Annotated in this window: 16 protein-coding genes; 13 read left to right on the forward strand and 3 right to left on the reverse strand. The window is 75.1% G+C overall.

Translation table 11 applies throughout. From position 1 onward, the window contains the following. Positions 1-13: 13 nt before the first annotated feature. From OG550_RS25565 to OG550_RS25600, 8 genes are all read left to right on the forward strand, one after another. Positions 14-643: an NAD(P)-dependent oxidoreductase gene (locus OG550_RS25565; protein WP_327681300.1), complete on the forward strand. Its 630-nt coding sequence runs from the start codon at positions 14-16 to the stop codon at positions 641-643. Positions 644-740: 97 nt separating this feature from the next. Continuing rightward, positions 741-1,379 carry an NAD(P)-dependent oxidoreductase gene (locus OG550_RS25570; protein ID WP_327681301.1) on the forward strand — a complete coding sequence of 213 codons (639 nt, stop codon included), beginning with the start codon at positions 741-743 and terminating at the stop codon, positions 1,377-1,379. Between the two features lie 346 nt (positions 1,380-1,725). Next, the gene (locus tag OG550_RS25575) at positions 1,726-2,517 is read left to right on the forward strand and encodes a DUF2269 domain-containing protein (protein WP_327681302.1); all 792 of its coding nucleotides are present in this window, start codon (positions 1,726-1,728) and stop codon (positions 2,515-2,517) included. A 14-nt stretch (positions 2,518-2,531) separates the two neighbouring features. Next, positions 2,532-3,830: a sensor histidine kinase gene (locus OG550_RS25580; RefSeq protein ID WP_327681303.1), complete on the forward strand. Its 1,299-nt coding sequence runs from the start codon at positions 2,532-2,534 to the stop codon at positions 3,828-3,830. Next, positions 3,827-4,495: a response regulator transcription factor gene (locus OG550_RS25585; RefSeq protein WP_327681305.1), complete on the forward strand. Its 669-nt coding sequence runs from the start codon at positions 3,827-3,829 to the stop codon at positions 4,493-4,495. Before OG550_RS25580 ends, OG550_RS25585 begins: the two co-directional genes overlap by 4 nt. A gap of 934 nt (positions 4,496-5,429) precedes the next feature. Beyond that, on the forward strand, positions 5,430-5,813 hold the full coding sequence (locus OG550_RS25590; protein WP_327681306.1) for an SHOCT domain-containing protein: 384 nt from the start codon (positions 5,430-5,432) through the stop codon (positions 5,811-5,813). A 38-nt stretch (positions 5,814-5,851) separates the two neighbouring features. Next, positions 5,852-6,604 carry an ABC transporter ATP-binding protein gene (locus OG550_RS25595; protein ID WP_327684135.1) on the forward strand — a complete coding sequence of 251 codons (753 nt, stop codon included), beginning with the start codon at positions 5,852-5,854 and terminating at the stop codon, positions 6,602-6,604. Continuing rightward, a complete protein-coding gene (locus OG550_RS25600; RefSeq protein WP_327681307.1) occupies positions 6,601-9,171 on the forward strand; it encodes an ABC transporter permease in 2,571 nt (856 codons plus the stop codon). The genes OG550_RS25595 and OG550_RS25600 overlap by 4 nt, the downstream gene beginning before the upstream one ends. A gap of 177 nt (positions 9,172-9,348) precedes the next feature. Here OG550_RS25600 and OG550_RS25605 read toward each other — a convergent pair whose 3' ends face one another. After that, positions 9,349-9,630 carry an HPr family phosphocarrier protein gene (locus tag OG550_RS25605; protein WP_327681309.1) on the reverse strand — a complete coding sequence of 94 codons (282 nt, stop codon included), beginning with the start codon at positions 9,628-9,630 and terminating at the stop codon, positions 9,349-9,351. Between the two features lie 359 nt (positions 9,631-9,989). Between OG550_RS25605 and OG550_RS25610 the strand changes: the two genes are divergently transcribed. The 4 genes from OG550_RS25610 (at position 9,990) to OG550_RS25625 (ending at position 15,502) form a co-directional block, all read left to right on the forward strand. Then, positions 9,990-12,740: a bifunctional acetate--CoA ligase family protein/GNAT family N-acetyltransferase gene (locus OG550_RS25610; protein WP_327684137.1), complete on the forward strand. Its 2,751-nt coding sequence runs from the start codon at positions 9,990-9,992 to the stop codon at positions 12,738-12,740. Positions 12,741-12,833: 93 nt separating this feature from the next. Continuing rightward, the gene (locus tag OG550_RS25615; RefSeq protein ID WP_327681311.1) at positions 12,834-13,433 is read left to right on the forward strand and encodes a DUF5998 family protein; all 600 of its coding nucleotides are present in this window, start codon (positions 12,834-12,836) and stop codon (positions 13,431-13,433) included. A gap of 194 nt (positions 13,434-13,627) precedes the next feature. Beyond that, positions 13,628-14,812, forward strand: a complete 1,185-nt coding sequence (locus OG550_RS25620; RefSeq protein ID WP_327681312.1) for an alkaline phosphatase family protein — start codon at positions 13,628-13,630, stop codon at positions 14,810-14,812. Positions 14,813-14,845: 33 nt separating this feature from the next. Further along, positions 14,846-15,502: a thymidine kinase gene (locus tag OG550_RS25625; protein WP_327681314.1), complete on the forward strand. Its 657-nt coding sequence runs from the start codon at positions 14,846-14,848 to the stop codon at positions 15,500-15,502. A 90-nt stretch (positions 15,503-15,592) separates the two neighbouring features. On the opposite strand, the gene OG550_RS25630 is transcribed toward OG550_RS25625, so the two are convergent. Then, on the reverse strand, positions 15,593-16,339 hold the full coding sequence (locus OG550_RS25630) for a VOC family protein (protein ID WP_327681316.1): 747 nt from the start codon (positions 16,337-16,339) through the stop codon (positions 15,593-15,595). A 153-nt stretch (positions 16,340-16,492) separates the two neighbouring features. Between OG550_RS25630 and OG550_RS25635 the strand changes: the two genes are divergently transcribed. After that, positions 16,493-17,353 carry a sulfurtransferase gene (locus OG550_RS25635; RefSeq protein ID WP_327681318.1) on the forward strand — a complete coding sequence of 287 codons (861 nt, stop codon included), beginning with the start codon at positions 16,493-16,495 and terminating at the stop codon, positions 17,351-17,353. Between the two features lie 156 nt (positions 17,354-17,509). On the opposite strand, the gene sepH is transcribed toward OG550_RS25635, so the two are convergent. Further along, a complete protein-coding gene (sepH, locus tag OG550_RS25640) occupies positions 17,510-18,586 on the reverse strand; it encodes a septation protein SepH (RefSeq protein WP_327681320.1) in 1,077 nt (358 codons plus the stop codon). Positions 18,587-18,721 lie beyond the last annotated feature (135 nt).

Raw genomic sequence — 18,721 nt, forward strand, 5'->3', positions numbered from 1 at the left:
AAGGAGGCAAGTCATGGAGATCGTCGTGGTGGGAGCGGCCGGCCGTACCGGGCGGCTGCTGGTGGAGAAGGCACTGGAGAACAAGCACAGCGTCACCGCACTGGTGCGCGACCCGGCCAAGCTGCCGGTCGAGCACGAGCGGCTGACCAAGGTGCGCGCCGACGTCTTCGACGTGGCGTCGCTGAACGGCCCGCTCGCGGGCAAGGAGGCCGTCCTGGTCGCGCTGGGGGTCACCAGCCGCACCACGACGACGGTCTTCTCCGAGGGCGTGCGCAACGTCATCGCCGCCGCCCGGGCGGGCGGGGTGCGCCGACTGGTCACGATGTCCTCGGCCGGTCTGGAGACCAAGCACCTGCCCGCGATGCAGCGGTTCGTCGCCGAGTTCGTGGTGGACCGGGTCTACCGGAACATCCACCTCGACCTCGCCCGGATGGAGGACGAGGTCGAGGCCAGCCCGCTGGACTGGACGATCGTCCGGGTGCCGATGCTCACCGACGGCCCGGCCACGCCCAACTACCAGGCGGTGGTGGGCGGTCACATCGCCAAGGCCTCGCGCATCGCACGGGCGAACGTCGCCGACTACATCGTCACCCATCTGGATGACCCGGCCACCTACGGCCGGCGCGTCGAGGTGGCCAACTGATGACCCCCGGCGGCGGCCGGCCCGCCCGCGGCTCGTCCGCGGCGCGGGCCGGCCGCGCGCCCCGGACCCGAGGACCCGAGCCAGGAGGGGAAGCTCCGTGAACATCGTCGTCTTCGGCGCGACCGGGGGCACCGGCCGCCACGTACTGGACCTGGCCGCCGAGGCCGGGCACTCCACCGTCGCCTTCGCCCGCGACCCGCTGGCCCTCGTCGACGCCCGGCCGCACAGCATCCGGCAGGGCGACGTCCTGGACCCGGACGCGGTGGCCCGTGCCGTCGAGGGAGCGGACGCGGTCGTCTCCGCGCTCGGCATCGGTTACAGCCGGGCCGCCACCACCGTCTACTCGGCCGGCACCGACCACATCCTGAAGGCCATGCGCGCGGCCGGCGTCGGACGGGTGCTCTGCGTCTCCACGACCAGCATGAGCCCGGCACCGTGGCGCGCCGCCCCCGTCCAACGGGCGCTCACCTCCTGGGTGCTGCACCCGATGCTCCGCCGGCCGTACGCCGACATGGCACGGATGGAGCGGCTGCTCCTCGACGACACCGGGCTGGACTGGACGCTGATCCGGGCCGCCCGGCTCACCGGCGGCCGGGCCCGCGGCCGGTACCGCACCGGTGTGGGGAGCCGGCTCTCCGGGGCCTGGTCGATATCGCGGGCGGACCTCGCGCACTACCTGGTCGGCGCGCTCGCCGATCCGGCCACCCACCGTGCGGTGGTCGAGATCGCCTACTGAGACCGCCCGCCGGAACCCGCCCGGCCCCGTCCCACCGCGCCCCGTCCCACAGCCCCGTCCCACAGCCCTGTGCCACCGCCCCGTGCCAAGGCCCCGTCCCACCGCCCTCCGGGCCGTCCGTCCGGCCGGTCCGTCCGCGGACCGTCTCCCCCGAGAAGGTCCGTACTCAACGGGGGGTAGGGCCGGCTACTCCCGTGGTGCGATGCCCGGCCCACCCGGACCGGGCAGAGTAGGTGGTGATCCCGCGGGATCACTCCAGCCGTGGGCCGGCGGCCTCATCACCATCCACCCCCGGTGGCCGCCGGCCCGTGGCCCGCGTCGCCCCTCGCCCTCCGGAGCACAGCCGATGCCCACACCTCCCGGCCCGCCCGCCGCCGACACCCCCGCGCCCCCGGCACGGGCGACCGCGGCGTCCACCGAGACACCGGGGCCCCCGGCCGATCGCGCCGGGCGCTTCCGGCTGCCCCGGCACGCCCGCCGGATCTGGCTCATCGCGCACGTCGCCCTCTCGGTCGGCTGGCTGGGCCTCACCGCCGGCGTGCTCGCCCTCGGCATCGCCGGCCGCTTCTCCGACGACCCGGAGACCGTCAAGGCCGCCTACCTGGCCCAGCAGATCTTCGCCGACTGGCTGCTGATCCCGGTCAGCCTGCTCTCGCTGCTCACCGGCGTGGTGCTGTCCCTCGGCACCTCCTGGGGCTTCCACCGGTACCGCTGGGTGGTCACCAAGTTCTGGCTGACCCTGGCCGCCACGCTGGCCTCGATCTTCGCGCTGCGCGCCTTCATCCACGACGCCGCCGGCCAGGTCGCCGCCGGGACCGTCCCGCCGGACGGCCGGGCCCCGCACGTCCTGGTCATCGCCCCCTCGGTGGCGCTGACCATCTACCTGACCGCCACCATCCTCTCCGTCGTGAAGCCCTGGGGCATGACCCGGCGCGGCACCCGGCTGGCCGCCGCCGCCCGGGCCGGCCGCACCCGTCCGTCCGGCGGCGGCAGCCCCACCGGTACCGCCGCCAAGCCCGCCACCACCCCTTCCGCCAAGTCCACCGGCACCGGAACCGCCACCGGCGCCACCGTCGAGACCGCCGCTGACACCACCCCCGACACCGACACCGCCGCCGCTCAGCGGCCGGGGCGGTGACCGGGCATCCCGGCATGAGCACCGACCACGACCCGCTCGGCGGCCCGCCGTGGACCAGATCCTCCTGGACGGTGGTCTCCGCCGTGCTGGTGGCCCTGTTCCAAGTGGTCGGCTCCACGGCCGCCGCCCGCCAGCAGCAGGACTACCGCGTCCCGCTGGACGCCGCCGGGTACGCGCTGCTGCTGCTCGGCCCGGTCCTCCTGCTGTTCCGCAACCGCTTCCCCGGCCCGGTCGTGGTCGGGGTCACCGCCGTCACCACCGGCTACCTGCTGGCCGGGTACCCGTACGGGCCGGTCTTCTTCAGCCTCGCCGTCGCGGTGTACGGCGCGCTGTCCCGGGGCTGCCGCCGGGTCGCCTGGATCTCGGTCGGAGCCGGCTACCTGGTCCACCTCATGAGCTCCCACCTGCTGCCGCAGAGCTGGCTGCGCGCGCCCTCGCAGAGCCCCGGCTGGTGGCAGGAGGCCGGAGTGGCGGCCTGGCTGCTGCTGGTCCTGGCCGTCGCCGAGATCATGCGCTCGCGCGGTGAACAACTGGCCGCCCGCCGGCTGGCCCGGCGGCAGGCCGAGGAGAACCGGGCCGCCGAGGAGCGGCTGCGGATGGCCCGTGAACTGCACGACATCCTGGCCCACTCCATCTCGGTGATCCACCTGCAGGCCGGGGTGGCACTGGAACTGATCGACGAGCACCCCGACCAGGTCCGGGCCGCGCTGACCGTCATCAAGGCCACCAGCAAGGAGGCGCTCGGCGAGGTCCGGCAGGTGCTCGGCACCCTGCGCGGCCCGGACGGCCAGGCCCCCCGCACCCCCGCGCCCGGGCTGGCCCGGCTGCCGGAACTGGTCACCCAGGCGGGCCACGCCGGGCTCACGGTCTCCGTGGAGACGGCGGGGGAGGGGCGGCCGCTGCCCTCGCAGCTGGAACTCGCCGCGTTCCGGATCGTCCAGGAGGCGCTGACCAACATCATCCGCCATTCGGCCGCGCGCAGTGCCACCGTTCTGATGGACTGGACCTCGCCGGCGGGGCTGCTGCTCCAGGTGGACGATCCGGGCCCGGCCGCGGGCGGTGACGGCGGCGGCTCCGGCAACGGCCTGGTCGGCATGCGCGAGCGGGCCGCCGCGTTCGCCGGTGAACTGACGGCCGGTCCGTACGGCGGCGGCTTCCGGGTCCGGGCCTGGCTCCCCGACCCCGCGGGCAAGGACCGTGCGGGGGACGACCGCGCAGGTGGCGGTACGGCGGGGAACGGTGCGGCGGGTGGCGGTGCGGCGGGGAACGGTACGGCCGGGGGCCGGCAGAGCGAGGGACGACGAACGACATGATCCGAGTACTGCTGGCGGACGACCAGGTCCTCGTCCGGGCGGGCTTCCGGGCGCTGCTCGACGCCCAGCCCGACATCGAGGTGGTCGGCGAGGCGGACGACGGCGGTGCCGCGGTCCGGCTGGCCGGGGAACTCCGGCCGGACGTCGTACTGATGGACATCCGGATGCCCGGCACCGACGGCCTGGAGGCCACCCGGCAGATCTGCGCCGACCCCGACCTTCCCGGCGTCCGGGTGGTCGTGCTGACCACCTTCGAGCTGGACGAGTACATCTTCGAGGCGCTCCGGCTGGGCGCGGCCGGGTTCCTGGCGAAGGACACCGAGCCGGCCGACCTGCTGCGCGCCGTCCGGGTCGCCGCGGTCGGCGACTCGCTGCTCTCCCCGGGCGCGACCAGGCGGTTGATCGACGAGTTCGCCAGCCGCTCCCGGGAACCCTCCGACACAGGCCGACTGCTGGCCTCGCTCACCGACCGCGAGCGCGAGGTGCTCACCCTGGTGGGCATGGGCCTCACCAACGACGACATCGCGCGCCGCCTGGTGGTCAGCCCGCTCACCGCGAAGACGCACGTCAGCCGGGCGATGGTGAAGCTCGGCGTCCGCGACCGGGCACAGCTGGTGGTCCTCGCCTACGAGTCCGGCCTGGTCCGCCCCGGCTGGCTCGGCTGACCCCCCCCGGCCGCCCACCGGCCTGAACTATGTAGACCGGTCTACCTGGGGTTCTCCTCAAGCGCTGCCCCCGCGTAGGAAGTCGGCGGGACCGACTTCCTGCGCGCAACTGCCTGCTCCCAGTGCTTCGACCACGCTCCCGGGGGCAGAATATGTAGACCGGTCTACCTTTACGGCTGGTACGAGCCTCGCCCGCGTAGGAAGTCGGCGGGACCGACTTCCTGCGCGCAACTGCCGTTGCTCCCAGTGCCCCGATCACGCTCCCCGGGGACAGAATATGTAGACCGGTCTACCTTTACCGCTGGTACGAGCCTGCCGCCCGCGTAGGAAGTCGGCGGGCCCGACTTCCTGCGCACAGCCACCCGATCCCCCCGCAGGCGGCGGATTCCCCGGGCAGAAATATATAGACCGGTCTACCTTTTCGAGGCCCGCGCGCGATATGCGCTTCGCCTCCCGCGCAGGAAGTCGGCCGGTCCGACTTCCTGCGCGGGGTCGCGCCGACCGCCCCGGCTGCCCTGGCCGCCCGGGTGAGCTCCGGGCGTACCCGCCGGGCTCACGCTCCGGCCCACCCGCCGCGCAGAAAATCTCTGGACCGGTCTACATATTCCCTCGCCCGAGCGCCCCCTGTGCCCCGCTGCCGCACCCGCTGCCGCACCGGGTGCCGCACCGGGCGCCGCACCGGCTGCCGGACGGGGGAGCGGAGGCCCGGGGCGGGGAGCGGAACGCCGGCGGGCCCGACTTCCCCCGCACGGCCGCTCCGCCCGGAAGCAGCCGGAGCGGAAGGCCGTACTCCCGGTGTCGTAGCGCGGGTGCCGCTCCCCGGAGGACGCGCCGGCCCCCCTCCCGGCGGGAAGCTCGTGGTGGCCTCGGGGAGCGTCCCGGGGCCGGGGCCCCCGCCGGAACGTGCGGGGCGCACACCGAGGAGTTGAACGCCATGCAGAGCACCGCACTGCTCGCCGACACCGTCTGCCGGGAGGGCTGGGGCCCGTGGAACGGCGGCCCGGGCCCGTGGTTCCTGATCTTCCCGCTGTTCTGGCTGCTCGTCGTGGTCTTCCTGGTGACCACGCTGCGCCGCCGCGGCCCGTGGGCCGGCCGCGGACCGTGGGGCCCGCCGTGGGCCGGCGGCGGCCCCTGGGGCGGCGGCCCGGGCTGGCGCGGCGGCTGGCCGGGCGGCCCCGAGGGCCCGCTCGCCTCGCTGGCCCGCCGGTACGCCGAGGGGCAGATCACCGAGGAGGAGTACCGGCTCCGCCGGGACACCCTGCTGGAGCACCTTGAGGGTCCGGGCGACACCAAGCCGGGCCGGGGCGGTGCCAAGTGACGACGTTCCCGGTCCTCGAACTGGTCGGGACCGACCGGATGGCGGCCCAGGTCTCTGAGGCGGTGAAGGTCTACGGCGTCGGCCGGACGGAGGTCCGCGCCCTGGACCACGTGACGGTCGGGTTCCCGGCCGGCCGGCTCACCGCGATCATGGGCCCGTCCGGCTCGGGCAAGTCCACCCTGCTGCACTGCGCGGCAGGGCTGGACCGCCTGACCGCCGGCACCGCGATGATCGGTGACACCGAGCTGGACGGGCTGAGCGACCGCAAGCTGACGCTGCTGCGCCGGGAGCGGATCGGCTTCGTCTTCCAGTCCTTCAACCTGGTGCCGGTGCTGACGGCCCGGGAGAACATCACCCTGCCGGTCGACCTGGCCGGCGGGACGGTGGACGAGGCCTGGGTGGAGACCCTGATCGACGCGGTCGGTCTGCGGGACCGGCTCGGCCACCGGCCGACCGAGCTCTCGGGCGGCCAGCAGCAGCGGGTCGCGCTGGCCCGTGCGCTGGCCGGCCGCCCGGAGGTGGTCTTCGCCGACGAGCCGACCGGGAACCTGGACTCCCGCACCGGCGCCGAGGTGCTGGAGCTGATGCGCCGCGCGGTCGACGAGATGGGCCAGACCGTGGTCATGGTGACCCACGACCCGACCGCCGCCGGCTACGCGGACGAGGTGCTGTTCCTCGCCGACGGCCGGCTGGTGGACCGGATGGAACGGCCCACCCCGGACGGGGTGCTGGACCGGATGAAGGCGTTCGAGCGGGGCTCCGGCGCCGGCCGGGGAGGCGTCCGGTCATGAGCAGCGCCACCGCCACCCTCCGGATCAGCCTGCGCTCGCTGGCGGCGCACAAGCGCCGCCTGGCCGGGACGTTCACCGCGATCATGCTCGGGGTGAGCTTCCTGGCCGGGACGCTGGTCCTCGGCGACACCCTGCGCAACAGCTTCGACACCCTGTTCGCCGACGCCAACCGCGGTACCGACGCGGTGGTGCGCAGCGCCGACGTCATGGACACCGAGAACACCCCGGGCGGCGTCCGGGCCCCGGTGGACCTCGCGCTGGCCGACCGGCTGCGCTCGGTGCCCGGTGTCGCGGCGGCCGAGCCGGCCGTGCAGGGCTTCGGCCAGCTGATCGGCGGCAACGGCAAGGCGGTGGGCGGTCAGGGGCCGCCCACCCTGGCCGGCTACTGGCAGGCGGACAGCGGGCTGAACCCGTACCGGCTGGCCGAGGGCCGGGCGCCGGAGCAGCCGGGGGAGGCGGTGATCAACCGGGGCGCGGCCAAGGCCGGCGGCCTGGCGGTGGGCGATTCGACGCTGCTGCGCACCCCGGACCCGGTGAAGGTGCGGATCGTCGGGATCGCGACGTTCGGCCCCGAGGCCGACGGCATGGGCCAGAACACCTACACCGGGCTGACCCTGGCGGACGCCGAGCGGTACCTGACCCCGAAGGGGCAGGGCCAGGCCAGTTCGATCCAGTTCCGGGCGGCGGGCGGCGTCTCGCAGCAGGAGCTGGTGTCGGCGCTGTCGGCGCAGTTGCCGTCCGGGCTTGAGGCGGTGACCGGCGCCAAGGTCACCCAGGAGGCGACCGACCAGGTGTCGAGCCGGTTCCTGACCATGTTCACCACGCTGCTGCTGGTCTTCGCGGGCATCGCCCTGCTGGTGGCGACCTTCACGATCTACAACACCTTCGCCATCGTGGTCGCGCAGCGGACGCGGGAGAACGCGCTGCTGCGGGCGCTGGGCGCGGCGCGCGGCCAGGTGCTGGCGGCGACGCTGGCGGAGGCGGTCGCGGTCGGCGTGGCGGCCTCGGTGGCCGGTCTGCTCGGCGGGATCGGGGTGGCGGCGGGGCTGAAGTCGCTGTTCAAGGTGATCGGGTTCAACCTGCCGACCGGCGGTCTGGTGGTCGGTGCGGTCTCGGTGGCGCTGCCGCTGCTGGTGGGGACGGTGACGGCGGTCGGTTCGGCGGTGCTGCCGGCGGTCCGGGCGGGCCGGACGGCGCCGCTGGCCGCGATGCGGGCGGTGGCCGTGGACACCGCGGCGGACGGCCGGGCGGGCCGGATCCGCTGGGCGGTCGGCTCGCTGATGGTGGCGGCCGGGGTCGCCGCGACGGTGACGGGTGCGACGAACGGGCCGTCGGTGGCGCTGACGGCGGGCGGTGCGCTGGCCACGCTGCTCGGCGTGGTGGTGCTGGGTCCGGTGTTCGCGACCTTCGTGGTGCGGGTGCTGGGCGCCCCGCTGCCGAGGCTGCGCGGGATGCCGGGTGTGCTGGCGGAGCGGAACGCGGCCCGCAACCCGAAGCGGACGGCGGCGACGGCCAGTGCGCTGATGGTGGGTGTCACGGTGGTGTCGCTGTTCACGGTCTTCGGCGCGTCGATCAAGGCGACGATGGACGACACGGTGAAGAAGACCTTCGCCGGGGACCTCGCGGTCTCGACCGGCGGGTTCCGCGGCGGCGGGCTGAGTCCCAGGCTGGCGGAGGCGATCGGCGGTCTGCCGGAGGTGGAGCGGAGCGTGGGCCTGGGCCGGGGCGTGGCCCGGGTGGACGGCCACGGCCGGACGCTGGACGTCACGGATCCGACGAAGCTGGCCGGCATCGTGGACCTCGGCCGGGTGGACGGTTCGCTCCTGCTGGGCGCGGACGGTCTGGCGGTCTCCCGGACGGAGGCGGAGAAGCACGGCTGGCAGGTGGGCGCGCAGGTGCCGGTGCGGTTCAGCGACGGTGCCGAGGCGCCGTTCACGGTGAAGGCGCTCTACCAGGGCGGTGAGCTGACCGGCGACTACCTGATCACCCGGGAGGCCTGGGCCCCGCACAAGGGCCAGGACGCGGACTCGCTGGTGGCGGTCGCGCTGCGGGACGGCGTCTCGCTCGCGGCGGGCAAGGCGGCGGTGGTGAAGGCGGCGGAGCCGTTCGGCGACCCGTCGGTGCAGACCAGGTCGGAGTACGCGAAGAGCGCGGCCTCGGTGGTCGACATCATGCTGTCGGTGGTCTACGCGCTGCTGGCGCTGGCGGTGCTGATCGCGCTGCTGGGGATCGCCAACACGCTGACCCTGGCGGTGCACGAGCGGACCCGGGAGCTGGGGCTGCTGCGCGCGGTGGGGCAGACCAGGAGCCAGCTGCGGGCGATGGTCCGCTGGGAGTCGGTGCTGGTGGCGCTGTTCGGCACGATCGGCGGTCTGGGCCTGGGGGCGTTCCTGGGCTGGGCGCTGGTGCGGGCGGCCGACACCGAGGGGACGGGCAGTTTCGCGGTGCCGCCGTTGCAGCTGTCGGTGGTGCTGGTCGCGGGGCTGGTGGCGGGTGCGGTGGCCGGGTTGCGGCCGGCCCGCCGGGCGGCCCGGCTGGACATCCTGCGGGCGATCGCGACGGGCTGACGGCACCCGGCCGGCGACCGGAAGCACCCCGACCGGAAGCCACCCGACCAGAAGCCACCCCGACCGGCGTGCGGACACCACGCCGCGACGACCCCGCGGGCACGACCCCGCGGACACGACGGAGCCCGGGCCCCCCGACCAACGGGGCCCGGGCTCCGGCGCGCGGAGGCGGTCGGCTCAGGCCGCGGCCGGCAGCTCGTCCAGGCCCTGCTGGACGAGCTGGGCCAGGCGGTCCAGGGCCTCGTCGGCGCCCTCGGCGTCGGAGGCCAGGACGACCTCCTCGCCGCCCTGGGCGCCCAGGCCGAGCAGGCCGAGCATGGAGGCGGCGTTGACCGGCTTGCCGCCCGGCTTGGCGATGGTGATCGGCACGCCGGTGGCCGTCACGGCCTTGACGAAGACGGAGGCGGGACGGGCGTGCAGGCCCTCGGCCCAACCGATGGTGACGCGGCGCTCAGCCATGAAACGTGCCTTTCCGGTAAAGCTGGTCACGGCCGTGATGGGGGATTCGGCCATGTTGTCTAGACCAGTGTTGCACGCAGCGGACCCCTTCGAGACGCCGCGTTCAGGACTTGTGATTGTTTCTTTCGGGGGCATAACCGGTCGCATAATCCCCGGCCAACGGCCCTGTCCACCCTGCCTGCTGCACACGTCCGGCGCCATTCGGCCCGCCGCCGGATAACCTGACGAACGTGGACGACTCCGCGGCACCGCCCCCCCAGCAGGACCACCCGGACCGGCCGCCCCGACCGGGTGGGCCGGACCGGCGGCACGACCGGCCGGCCGAGCCCGACTACCCCCAGCACTGGGAGGCCGACGTCCTGCTCCGCGACGGCGGCACCGCCCGGATCAGGCCGATCACCCCCGCCGACGCCGGCCGCCTCGTCGAGTTCTACGAACAGGTCTCCGACCAGTCCAAGTACTTCCGCTTCTTCGCGCCCTACCCCCGGCTCTCCGACAAGGACGTCCGCCGCTTCACCCACCACGACTTCGTCAACCGGGTCGGCCTCGCGGTCGTCGTCCGCGACCGCTTCATCGCCACCGTCCGCTACGACCGGATCGACGCCGACGGCCGCCCCTCCGAGACCGGCACCGACGCCGAGGTGGCGTTCCTGGTCCAGGACGCCCACCAGGGCCGCGGTGTCGCCTCCGCCCTGCTGGAGCACATCGCCGCGGTCGCCCAGGAGCGCGGCATCCGCCGCTTCCAGGCCGAGGTGCTGCCGGAGAACCGCAAGATGGTGAAGGTCTTCACCGACGCCGGCTACACCCAGCACCGCAGCTTCGCCGACGGCGTCGTCCACCTGGAGTTCGACCTCGAACCGACCGCCGCCTCGCTCGCCGTCATGCGGGCCCGCGAGCACCGCGCCGAGGCCCGTTCGGTCCAGCGGCTCCTCACCCCCCGCTCGGTCGCGGTGATCGGCGCCTCCCGCAACCCGCAGACCGTCGGCCGGGCCCTGCTGCGCGACCTGCTGGTCGGCTTCGCCGGGGACGACCGGCCCGTCTACGCGGTCAACCGCGGCGCCCCGCCCGGCACCGAGCTGGACGGCGTCCCGGTGCACCGCTCGATCCTGGAGATCCCCGGCCCGGTCGACCTCGCGGTGATCGCCGTCCCCGTCTCCGCCGTCCCCGCCGCCGTCGCCGAGTGCGGCGCGCACGGCGTCCAGGGCCTGGTGGTGGTCACCGCCGGCTACGCCGAGACCGGCCCCGAGGGCCGCGACCGCCAGCGCGCCCTGGTCCGCCAGGCCCGCGCGGCCGGCATGCGGGTGATCGGCCCGAACGCCTTCGGCCTGATCTCCACCGACCCGGACCGCCCGCTGAACGCCTCGCTCGCCCCCGTCCTGCCCCGCCGCGGCGGCTTCGGCGTCTTCTGCCAGTCCGGCGCGATCGGCGTCGCCCTGCTGGAGTCCGCCCACCGGCGCGGTCTCGGCATCTCCTCCTTCGCCTCGGTCGGCAACCGCGCCGACGTCTCCGGCAACGACTTCCTCCAGTACTGGGCCGAGGACCCGGCCACCGACGTCGTCCTGCTCTACCTGGAGTCCTTCGGCAACCCGCGCAAGTTCACCCGGATCGCCCGCCGGCTCGCGCAGGCCAAGCCGGTCGTCGTGGTCAAGGGCGCCCGCCACACCGGCAGCCTCCCGCCCGGCCACGCCGTCCCGCCCACCGCCACCGGCCTGCGCGACGCCACCGTCGACGCCCTCTTCCAACAGGCCGGCGTCACCCGGGTGGAGACCATCACCGAGCTGTACGACACCGGCGAACTGCTCGCCCTCCAGCCGCTGCCGCCCGGCGGCCGGGTCGCGGTGGTCGGCAACTCCGACTCGCTCGGCCTGCTCACCCACGACGCCTGCCTCTCCGCCGGACTGCGCCCGCGCACCCCCGTCGACCTCACCACCGCCGCCACCGGGGAGAACTTCCGGATCGCCCTGGACACCGCCCTCGACGACCCGGCGGTGGACGCGGTGATCGCCGTCGCCATCCCCCCGATCGGCACCTCCGCGCACGCCTTCATGGGCGGCCGGCTCACCGGCCCGGACGATCCCGAGGTCGGTTCCGACGATCCGGAGATCGCCGCCGCCCTGCTGGAGGCCGGCACCCGCGCCCAGGCCCTGGGCAAGCCGCTGCTCCTCGCCCACCTGGCGCTCACCGACCTGCCGTCCCGGCTGCGCCCCGGCGGCATCCCCGCCTACCCCGCACCCGAACGGGCCGTGCGCGCGCTCGCCCACGCCGTCCACTACGCCGACTGGCGCCGCCGGATGGCCGAGGCCGAGGAGACCGCCCGGGTGCCCGAACTCGACCGGATCGACGAGTCCGGCGCCCGCGACCTGGTCGAGGCGGCGCTCTCCACCCGGGCCGCGATCGCCGCCCGCACCCAGCCCGGCGGAGCCAGGATCACGCTGCCCGACACCGACGCCGTCGCACTGCTCGCCCGCTACGGCATCGACGTCTCGCCGACCCTGCCCGCCCCCGACGAGGAGACGGCCGTCCGGGCCGCCGCGGTCCTCGGCTACCCCGTCGCCCTCAAGGCCACCGCCCCCCACCTGCGCCACCGCCCCGACCTCGGCAGCGTCCGGCTCGACCTGACCGGCGAGCCCGGGCTGCGCCGTGCCCACCACGAGCTGGACGCCCTGCTCGGCGGAGCGGCCCAGGCCGAGCTGGTGGTCCAGCGGCTGGCCCCGCGCGGGGTGGACACCGTGATCGGCGCCACCGTCGACCCGGCGGTCGGCGCGATCCTCTCCTTCGGCCTGGCGGGCGCTCCCGCCGAGCTCCTCGGCGACGTCGCCCACCGGCTGGTTCCGGCCACCGACCAGGACGTCGCCGGGCTGGTCCGCGAGGTCCGCGCGGCCCCGCTGCTGTTCGGCTGGCGCGGTGCCGAGGCGGTCGACACCGGGGCGCTGGAGGAGCTGCTGCTCCGGGTGTCCCGGCTGGTCGACGACCTCCCGGAGGTCGCCTCGGTGGACCTCGAACCGGTGGTCGTCGCCCCGCACGGGCTGGCGATCCTGGGGGCGCGCGTGCGGATCGCGCCCCTGCCGGTCCGCAGCGATCTGGGCCCGCGCGCCATGAGCACGCTGTAACCTTCCTTGGTTGCGTCCGGACCGCGGGCGCCGTTGTCCGAAGCTCGGCGCCGTGCCGCCCGCTTCGTCGGCGGACCATGCCAGGATGGAGTTATGGCGAAGACCGGTACCACCACCACGCAGGACCTGCGCTCCGCGATCGAGCGCAGCGGCTACTACCCGGCCCTGGTGTCGGAGGCGGTGGAGTCCGCGGTGGGTCCCGAGCCGATCAGCTCCTACCTGGTGCACCAGGAGACCACCTTCGACGCCAACGAGGTCCGCCGGCACGTCACCGTGCTGGTCCTCACCCCCACCCGGTTCGTGGTGAGCCACACCGACGAGCAGACCGGCGACGCGACCACCCCCGCCGTCCCGTTCGCGACCACCTCCACCGAGAGCGTCCGGCTGGACCGGATCAACTCCGTCGTGGTGAGCCGGATGGTCGCCAACCCGGAGACCTACACCCCGGGCACCCTGCCGCGCGAGGTCGTCCTCACCATCGGCTGGGGTGCCGTCCAGCGCCTCGACCTCGAACCGGCCGGCTGCTCCGACGCCAACTGCGAGGCGGACCACGGCTACACCGGCTCCGCCACCGCCGACGACCTGTCGCTGCGGGTCAGCGAGGCCGGCGACGGCCCCGAGACGGTCGCCCAGGCGCTGGTGTTCGCCCGGGCGCTCTCCGAGGCGACGATCAGCACCGGCCCCCGGGGCTGATCCCGGGTCCACCCGGCCCGGTCCGTCCGGACGGACGGACCCCCACCGGACGGACCCACCCACCGGACGGACCCACCGGACCGCCGCGGAGCGGACCCCCGCCCCGGACCGACCCGCACCGACGCACGCCCCGCCGCGGCCCCCGCCACCGCGCCCGGGCCGCGCCGGCCAGCCAGGAAGCCACCCCCGCCACCATGTCCTTCGCCCCCGACGGCTACGACGCCTTCGAACTCCTCGACCCGGCCACCGCCCCCGCGCCCCCCTACGGCAGCGGCTCGCTCTGCGACCTGCTGCCCTCGGTGGCGGCCGGCCTCGGCGTCCCCGGCTTCGCCGCGACGCTGCCGATCGCGCCCGCCGACCGCGTGGTGGTCTTCCTGGTCGACGGCCTCGGCTGGGAGCTGCTGCTGCGCCACCCCGAGTACGCGCCGTTCCTCTCCTCGCTGACCGCCGGCTCGCTCGGCGGCACCGGCCGCCCGCTCACCGCCGGCTTCCCGTCCACCACCGCCACCTCGCTGGCGTCGGTGGGCACCGGCACCCCGCCCGGCCTGCACGGCCTGGCCGGCTACACGGTGGCGGTCCCCGGCACCGGCCACCTGATGAACCAGCTCCGCTGGCAGCCGCCGACCGACCCGGCCGCCTGGCAGCCGTACCCGACCGTCTTCCAGCAGACCCACGCCGCCGGGGTGGCCACCGCCCAGGTCTCCTCCCCGCTGTTCGCCCAGACCCCGCTCACCAGGGTGGCGCTCTCCGGCGGCAGCTTCCTCGGCCGCACCACCGGCGAGGAGCGGATGGACCTGGCCGCCGCCTGGCTGGCCGAGCACGACCGCGCGCTGGTCTACACGTACGTCAGCGAACTGGACGGCGCCGGGCACCGCTTCGGTGTGGACTCCGACGAGTGGCGGATGACCCTGGACGCGGTCGACCGGCTGGCCCGCCGGCTCGCCGAACAGCTGCCCCCGCGCTCGGCGATGTACGTGACCGCCGACCACGGCATGATCGACATCGCCCCGGAGGACCGGATCGACTTCGACGAGGACTGGGAGCTGGGCGCCGGCGTCGCGCTGCTCGGCGGCGAGGGCCGCGCCCGGCACGTCTACGCCGTCCCCGGCGCGGCCGCCGACGTCCACACGGTCTGGAGCGAGGTGCTCGGCGACCGGATGTGGGTGGCCACCCGCGACCAGGCGATCGCCGCCGGCTGGTTCGGCCCGGTCGTGGACGACCGCGTCTACCACCGGATCGGGGACGTGGTCGCCGCCGCCCGCGACGACATCGCGATCACCGCCTCCCGCAACGAACCCGGCGAGTCCGCGATGATCGGCCTGCACGGCTCGATGACCCCGGTCGAGCAGTTCGTGCCGCTGCTCGAAGTCCGCAGCTGAACTCCCCCGATCTGAAAGGCCTCTGCACCACCCATGGCTGAACTGGTGTTCTTCTCGGGGACGATGGACTGCGGCAAGTCGACGCTCGCGCTCCAGATGGACCACAACCACGCCGCCCGCGGCCGGCAGGGGATCATCCTCACCCGCAACGACCGGGCCGGAAAGGCCACCATCTCCAGCCGCCTCGGCCTGCGCGCCGACGCGGTCGAGGTGGCGGACGACTTCGACTTCCACGCCCACGTCGTGCACCGGCTCTCGGCCGGCGGCCGGGTCGACTACCTGATCTGCGACGAGGCCCAGTTCTTCGCCGCCGAGCAGGTCGACCAGCTCGCCCGGGTGGTCGACGAACTCGGCATCGACGTCTACACGTTCGGGATCACCACGGACTTCCGCACCCGGCTCTTCCCCGGTTCGCAGCGGCTGATCGAGCTGGCGGACCGGGTCGAGGTGCTCCAGGTCGAGGCGCTCTGCTGGTGCGGGGCCCGGGCCACCCACAACGCCCGCACCGTCGGCGGCGTGATGGTGGTCGAGGGCGCCCAGGTCGTGATCGGCGACATCTCGGTCCGCGAGGACGAGGTCGGCTACGAGGTGCTCTGCCGCCGCCACCACCGCCGCCGGCTCACCGCCGCCACCGCCCGCGCCTCCGTCCTCTCCCCGGACGTCCTCCCCTTCGAGGAGCAGCAGGCCTAGGGAGCAGCAGGCCTAGGGGGCAGCAGACCCGGGGAGCAGCAGGCCCGGGAGGTCCCCGGCCCTCTCCGCCGGACCCGGCCGGGCCGCGCCTCAGGCCTCCAGGACGGAGAAGTGGCCGCCCCGCGGGTCGGCCAGCCGGGCCGCCCGGCCGCGCACCGTCTGCTGCGGCGGGACCAGCACCCGGCCGCCGAGTTCCACCGCCCGGAGCGCCGTCGACTCGACGTCCCGGACGGCGAAGTGGGCGCGCCAGCGCGGCGGGTGGCCGCGCAGCTCCGCGCCGCGGCGGATCCCGGCCACCGGCCGGCCCCCCACCAGCAGGGCCGAACCGCCGTCGGCCGGCGCCGTCGACACCCCGAGCACCGCGCGGTAGAAGCCGGCCGCCCCGTCCGCGTCCGGGGTGAGCAGCTCGGCCCAGGCCGGGCCGCCCGGCTCGCGGCCGGTCTCCCGGCCCGGGTGCTCCTCGCCCTGCCAGAGCCCGAAGACCGCGCCGGAGACGTCGGCGGCGATCGCGAGCCGCCCGGCCCGCTCGGCCTGGAGCGGTCCGACCGCCACCGTCCCGCCGCACTCCCGCACCGCCTGGGCGGCGCGGTCCGCGCTGTCCACCGCGAAGTACGTGGTCCACTGCACGGGGAAGCCCGTCACCGAGGACTCGCCGAGTCCGGCCACCGGCTCCTCGCCGAGCCGGGCCCGGACGTACTCGCCGAGCTGGGCGGGGCCCGGTGCGAAGCTCCAGCCGAGCAGTCCGCCGTAGAACGCCCGGGCGCCGGGCAGGTCGTCGGTCATCAGGCTGACCCAGCACGGGGTGCCCTGGGCCAGCCGGAGTGTCACCGCGGGCATGACAGTCTCCTCACGGGCGGTAGGCGCACGAAACGGCGCAGTGAGGGTGATGCTTCCACCGTGGCGCGGATCGAACCCTCGGGCCGCGCGGAAAGTCCGGCAAAGACCGGACAAAGAGCACCGGCCCGGTCGCGCTGCGCCAGAATGGCCGCCATGACCACCAATCACGATGACTCCCCGCTGGTCTCGGTGACCGCGCTGCAGGAGGCTCTCGGCTCCGCCCGCCCGCCGGTGCTGCTCGACGTGCGCTGGCAGCTCGGCGGCCCGCCCGGGATCGAGGACTACACGGCCGGCCACCTGCCCGGCGCCCACTTCGTGGCCCTGGACGAGGAGCTCGCCGCCCCGGCCGGTCCGCCCGGGCGCGGCGGCCGCCACCCGCTGCCCGACCCGGAGGAGTTCGGCGCCGCACTGCGCGGCTTCGGTGTCGGTGCCGACCGCCCGGTGGTGGTGTACGACGGTGCGACCTCGCTGGCCGCGGCCCGCGCCTGGTGGCTGCTGCGCTGGGCCGGCCACCCGGACGTCCGGGTGCTGGACGGCGGCTTCGCGGCCTGGCAGGCGGCCGGTCTGCCGGTGACCACCGAGCTGCCGCCCCCCGGGGAGGGTGACTTCAAGCCGGTCCCGGGGCAGCTGCCGACGGTCGACGCGGACGGCGCCGCGGCCTGGGCCCGCGAGGGCCTGCTGCTGGACTCCCGCGCGGGGGAGCGCTACCGGGGCGAGACCGAGCCGATCGACCCGCGGGCCGGGCACATCCCGGGTGCGGTCTCCGCGCCGACCACCGGGAACGTCGGCCCGGACGGCCGGTTCCTGGCGCCCGCCGAACTCGCCGCCCGGTTCCGGGCGCTGGGTGCGGGGGAGCGGGAGACCGCCGTCTACTGCGGCTCCGGGGTGACGGCCGCGCACCAGATCCTCGCCCTGGCGGTGGCCGGTCTGCCGGCCACCCTCTACCCGGGTTCCTGGAGCGAGTGGTCCGGTGACGAGGCGCGTCCGGTCGCGGTCACCGACCAGCCGGGCTGATCAGGCTCCGCACCCCGCCGGGCCGGGCCCGACCTCCGGTTCCTGCGGGCCGGTCCCGCCGGGCCGCTGTCGACTGGCCGGTCCCGGCGGGGCGGCACGACGAAGGGGCGGGAGGCCACGGCCTCCCGCCCCTTCACGTCGTCGTACCTGCGGGTGCTACTCCTGCTTCTTGCGCCGGCTGCCGAAGACGATCTCGTCCCAGCTCGGCACGGTGGCCCGGCGTCCGGGCCGCACGCCGTCCGCCTCGGCCTGCCGGTCGGTGGTGCCGACCAGGCGCTCCCGGTGCGGCGCGACCGCGCGCGGCATCAGGATGTCCGCGTACGCGGAGCCCGCACCGACCGCCGGAGCGGCGGCCGCCGGCTCCTCGGCCTCCTCGGCGACCTCGGCGGGCACCGGCTCGATCGACGGCGGAGCGCCGACCGCCAGGTCGCCCCGGAACGCCGGGACGACGTCCAGCAGGCTGGTCAGCGAGTCCCTGGCCTCGGCCGTCGCCTCGCGGGACTCGCGCACCTCGCGGGACGACATGATCCGGTCCGCGGAGGGCCGGTCGATCATCGGCCGCGGCGGCCGGTCCTGGGGGAGCCGGGCGATCCGCGGGATGAACGGGAAGATCGACTCCTCCTCGCGCTCGACGTTCTCGCCGATCAGCGCGCGGGCCTCGTCGTCGTTGGGCTGCACCAGCCGCCGGGGAGGGTCGTACGTCCAGGCCGCACTGCGGCCCTCGCCGTCGGCGCGGTAGGAGAGGATGACCTCCCACGTGCCGTCGTCGCGCCGCCAGGAGTCCCAGCGCTCGGTGTCCTTCTCCGCGCCGCGCAGCGCCAGCCGCTCGGCCACCGCCTCGCCCAGCTGGGGGCCGGAGGATTCGCCGTGCCGGCGGATCGCGGTCTTCCGGGCCCGTTCGGCCATGAAGGCACGTTCGGCCAGGACCGGACCCTCGAATCGGCGGACGCGGTCGACGGAGATGCCGGCCGCCTGCGCGACCTCCTCGGCGGAGGCACCGGCTCGTATCCGGGCCTGGATGTCCCGCGGGCGGAGGTGGCTCTCCACCTCGATCTCGATCTGGCCGAGGCGCGGACGGTCACCACGGATGGCGGCGCGCAGCCGCTCGTCGATGGGGAGGGTGTACTCCGTGCTGTCGGCGGCCTTGAGCACCAGCCGTGTGCCGTCGTTGCTGACGGCCACAACCCGCAGTTCGGGCACGGTTACCTCCCGGGTGGTGCCTGCCGACGTCACCTGCGTCGCTGCTCCCGTACTGAGTGTGGCCTGCCCGCTCGCGACTGGCCACAACCTTGCTGAGTTCCCCGGCGTGTCGGGCTTACGCCCGGTCACGCCGCTGTGGCACGGTTGCCTTTTTGCCACGCCATCCGT

The sequence above is a fragment of the Kitasatospora sp. NBC_00458 genome (assembly GCF_036013975.1).
In the GTDB taxonomy this organism is placed as follows: Bacteria; Actinomycetota; Actinomycetes; order Streptomycetales; family Streptomycetaceae; genus Kitasatospora.

Bases quoted from the DNA above. Each gene is read 5' to 3' on its own strand.
- OG550_RS25565 (WP_327681300.1), top strand. From the start codon at position 14: ATGGAGATCGTCGTGGTGGGAGCGGCCGGCCGTACCGGGCGGCTGCTG.
- OG550_RS25575 (WP_327681302.1), top strand. From the start codon at position 1,726: ATGCCCACACCTCCCGGCCCGCCCGCCGCCGACACCCCCGCGCCCCCG.
- OG550_RS25580 (WP_327681303.1), top strand. From the start codon at position 2,532: ATGAGCACCGACCACGACCCGCTCGGCGGCCCGCCGTGGACCAGATCC.
- OG550_RS25585 (WP_327681305.1), top strand. From the start codon at position 3,827: ATGATCCGAGTACTGCTGGCGGACGACCAGGTCCTCGTCCGGGCGGGC.
- OG550_RS25590 (WP_327681306.1), top strand. From the start codon at position 5,430: ATGCAGAGCACCGCACTGCTCGCCGACACCGTCTGCCGGGAGGGCTGG.
- OG550_RS25595 (WP_327684135.1), top strand. From the start codon at position 5,852: ATGGCGGCCCAGGTCTCTGAGGCGGTGAAGGTCTACGGCGTCGGCCGG.
- OG550_RS25600 (WP_327681307.1), top strand. From the start codon at position 6,601: ATGAGCAGCGCCACCGCCACCCTCCGGATCAGCCTGCGCTCGCTGGCG.
- OG550_RS25605 (WP_327681309.1), bottom strand. From the start codon at position 9,630: ATGGCTGAGCGCCGCGTCACCATCGGTTGGGCCGAGGGCCTGCACGCC.
- OG550_RS25615 (WP_327681311.1), top strand. From the start codon at position 12,834: ATGGCGAAGACCGGTACCACCACCACGCAGGACCTGCGCTCCGCGATC.
- OG550_RS25620 (WP_327681312.1), top strand. From the start codon at position 13,628: ATGTCCTTCGCCCCCGACGGCTACGACGCCTTCGAACTCCTCGACCCG.
- OG550_RS25625 (WP_327681314.1), top strand. From the start codon at position 14,846: ATGGCTGAACTGGTGTTCTTCTCGGGGACGATGGACTGCGGCAAGTCG.
- OG550_RS25630 (WP_327681316.1), bottom strand. From the start codon at position 16,339: ATGCCCGCGGTGACACTCCGGCTGGCCCAGGGCACCCCGTGCTGGGTC.
- OG550_RS25635 (WP_327681318.1), top strand. From the start codon at position 16,493: ATGACCACCAATCACGATGACTCCCCGCTGGTCTCGGTGACCGCGCTG.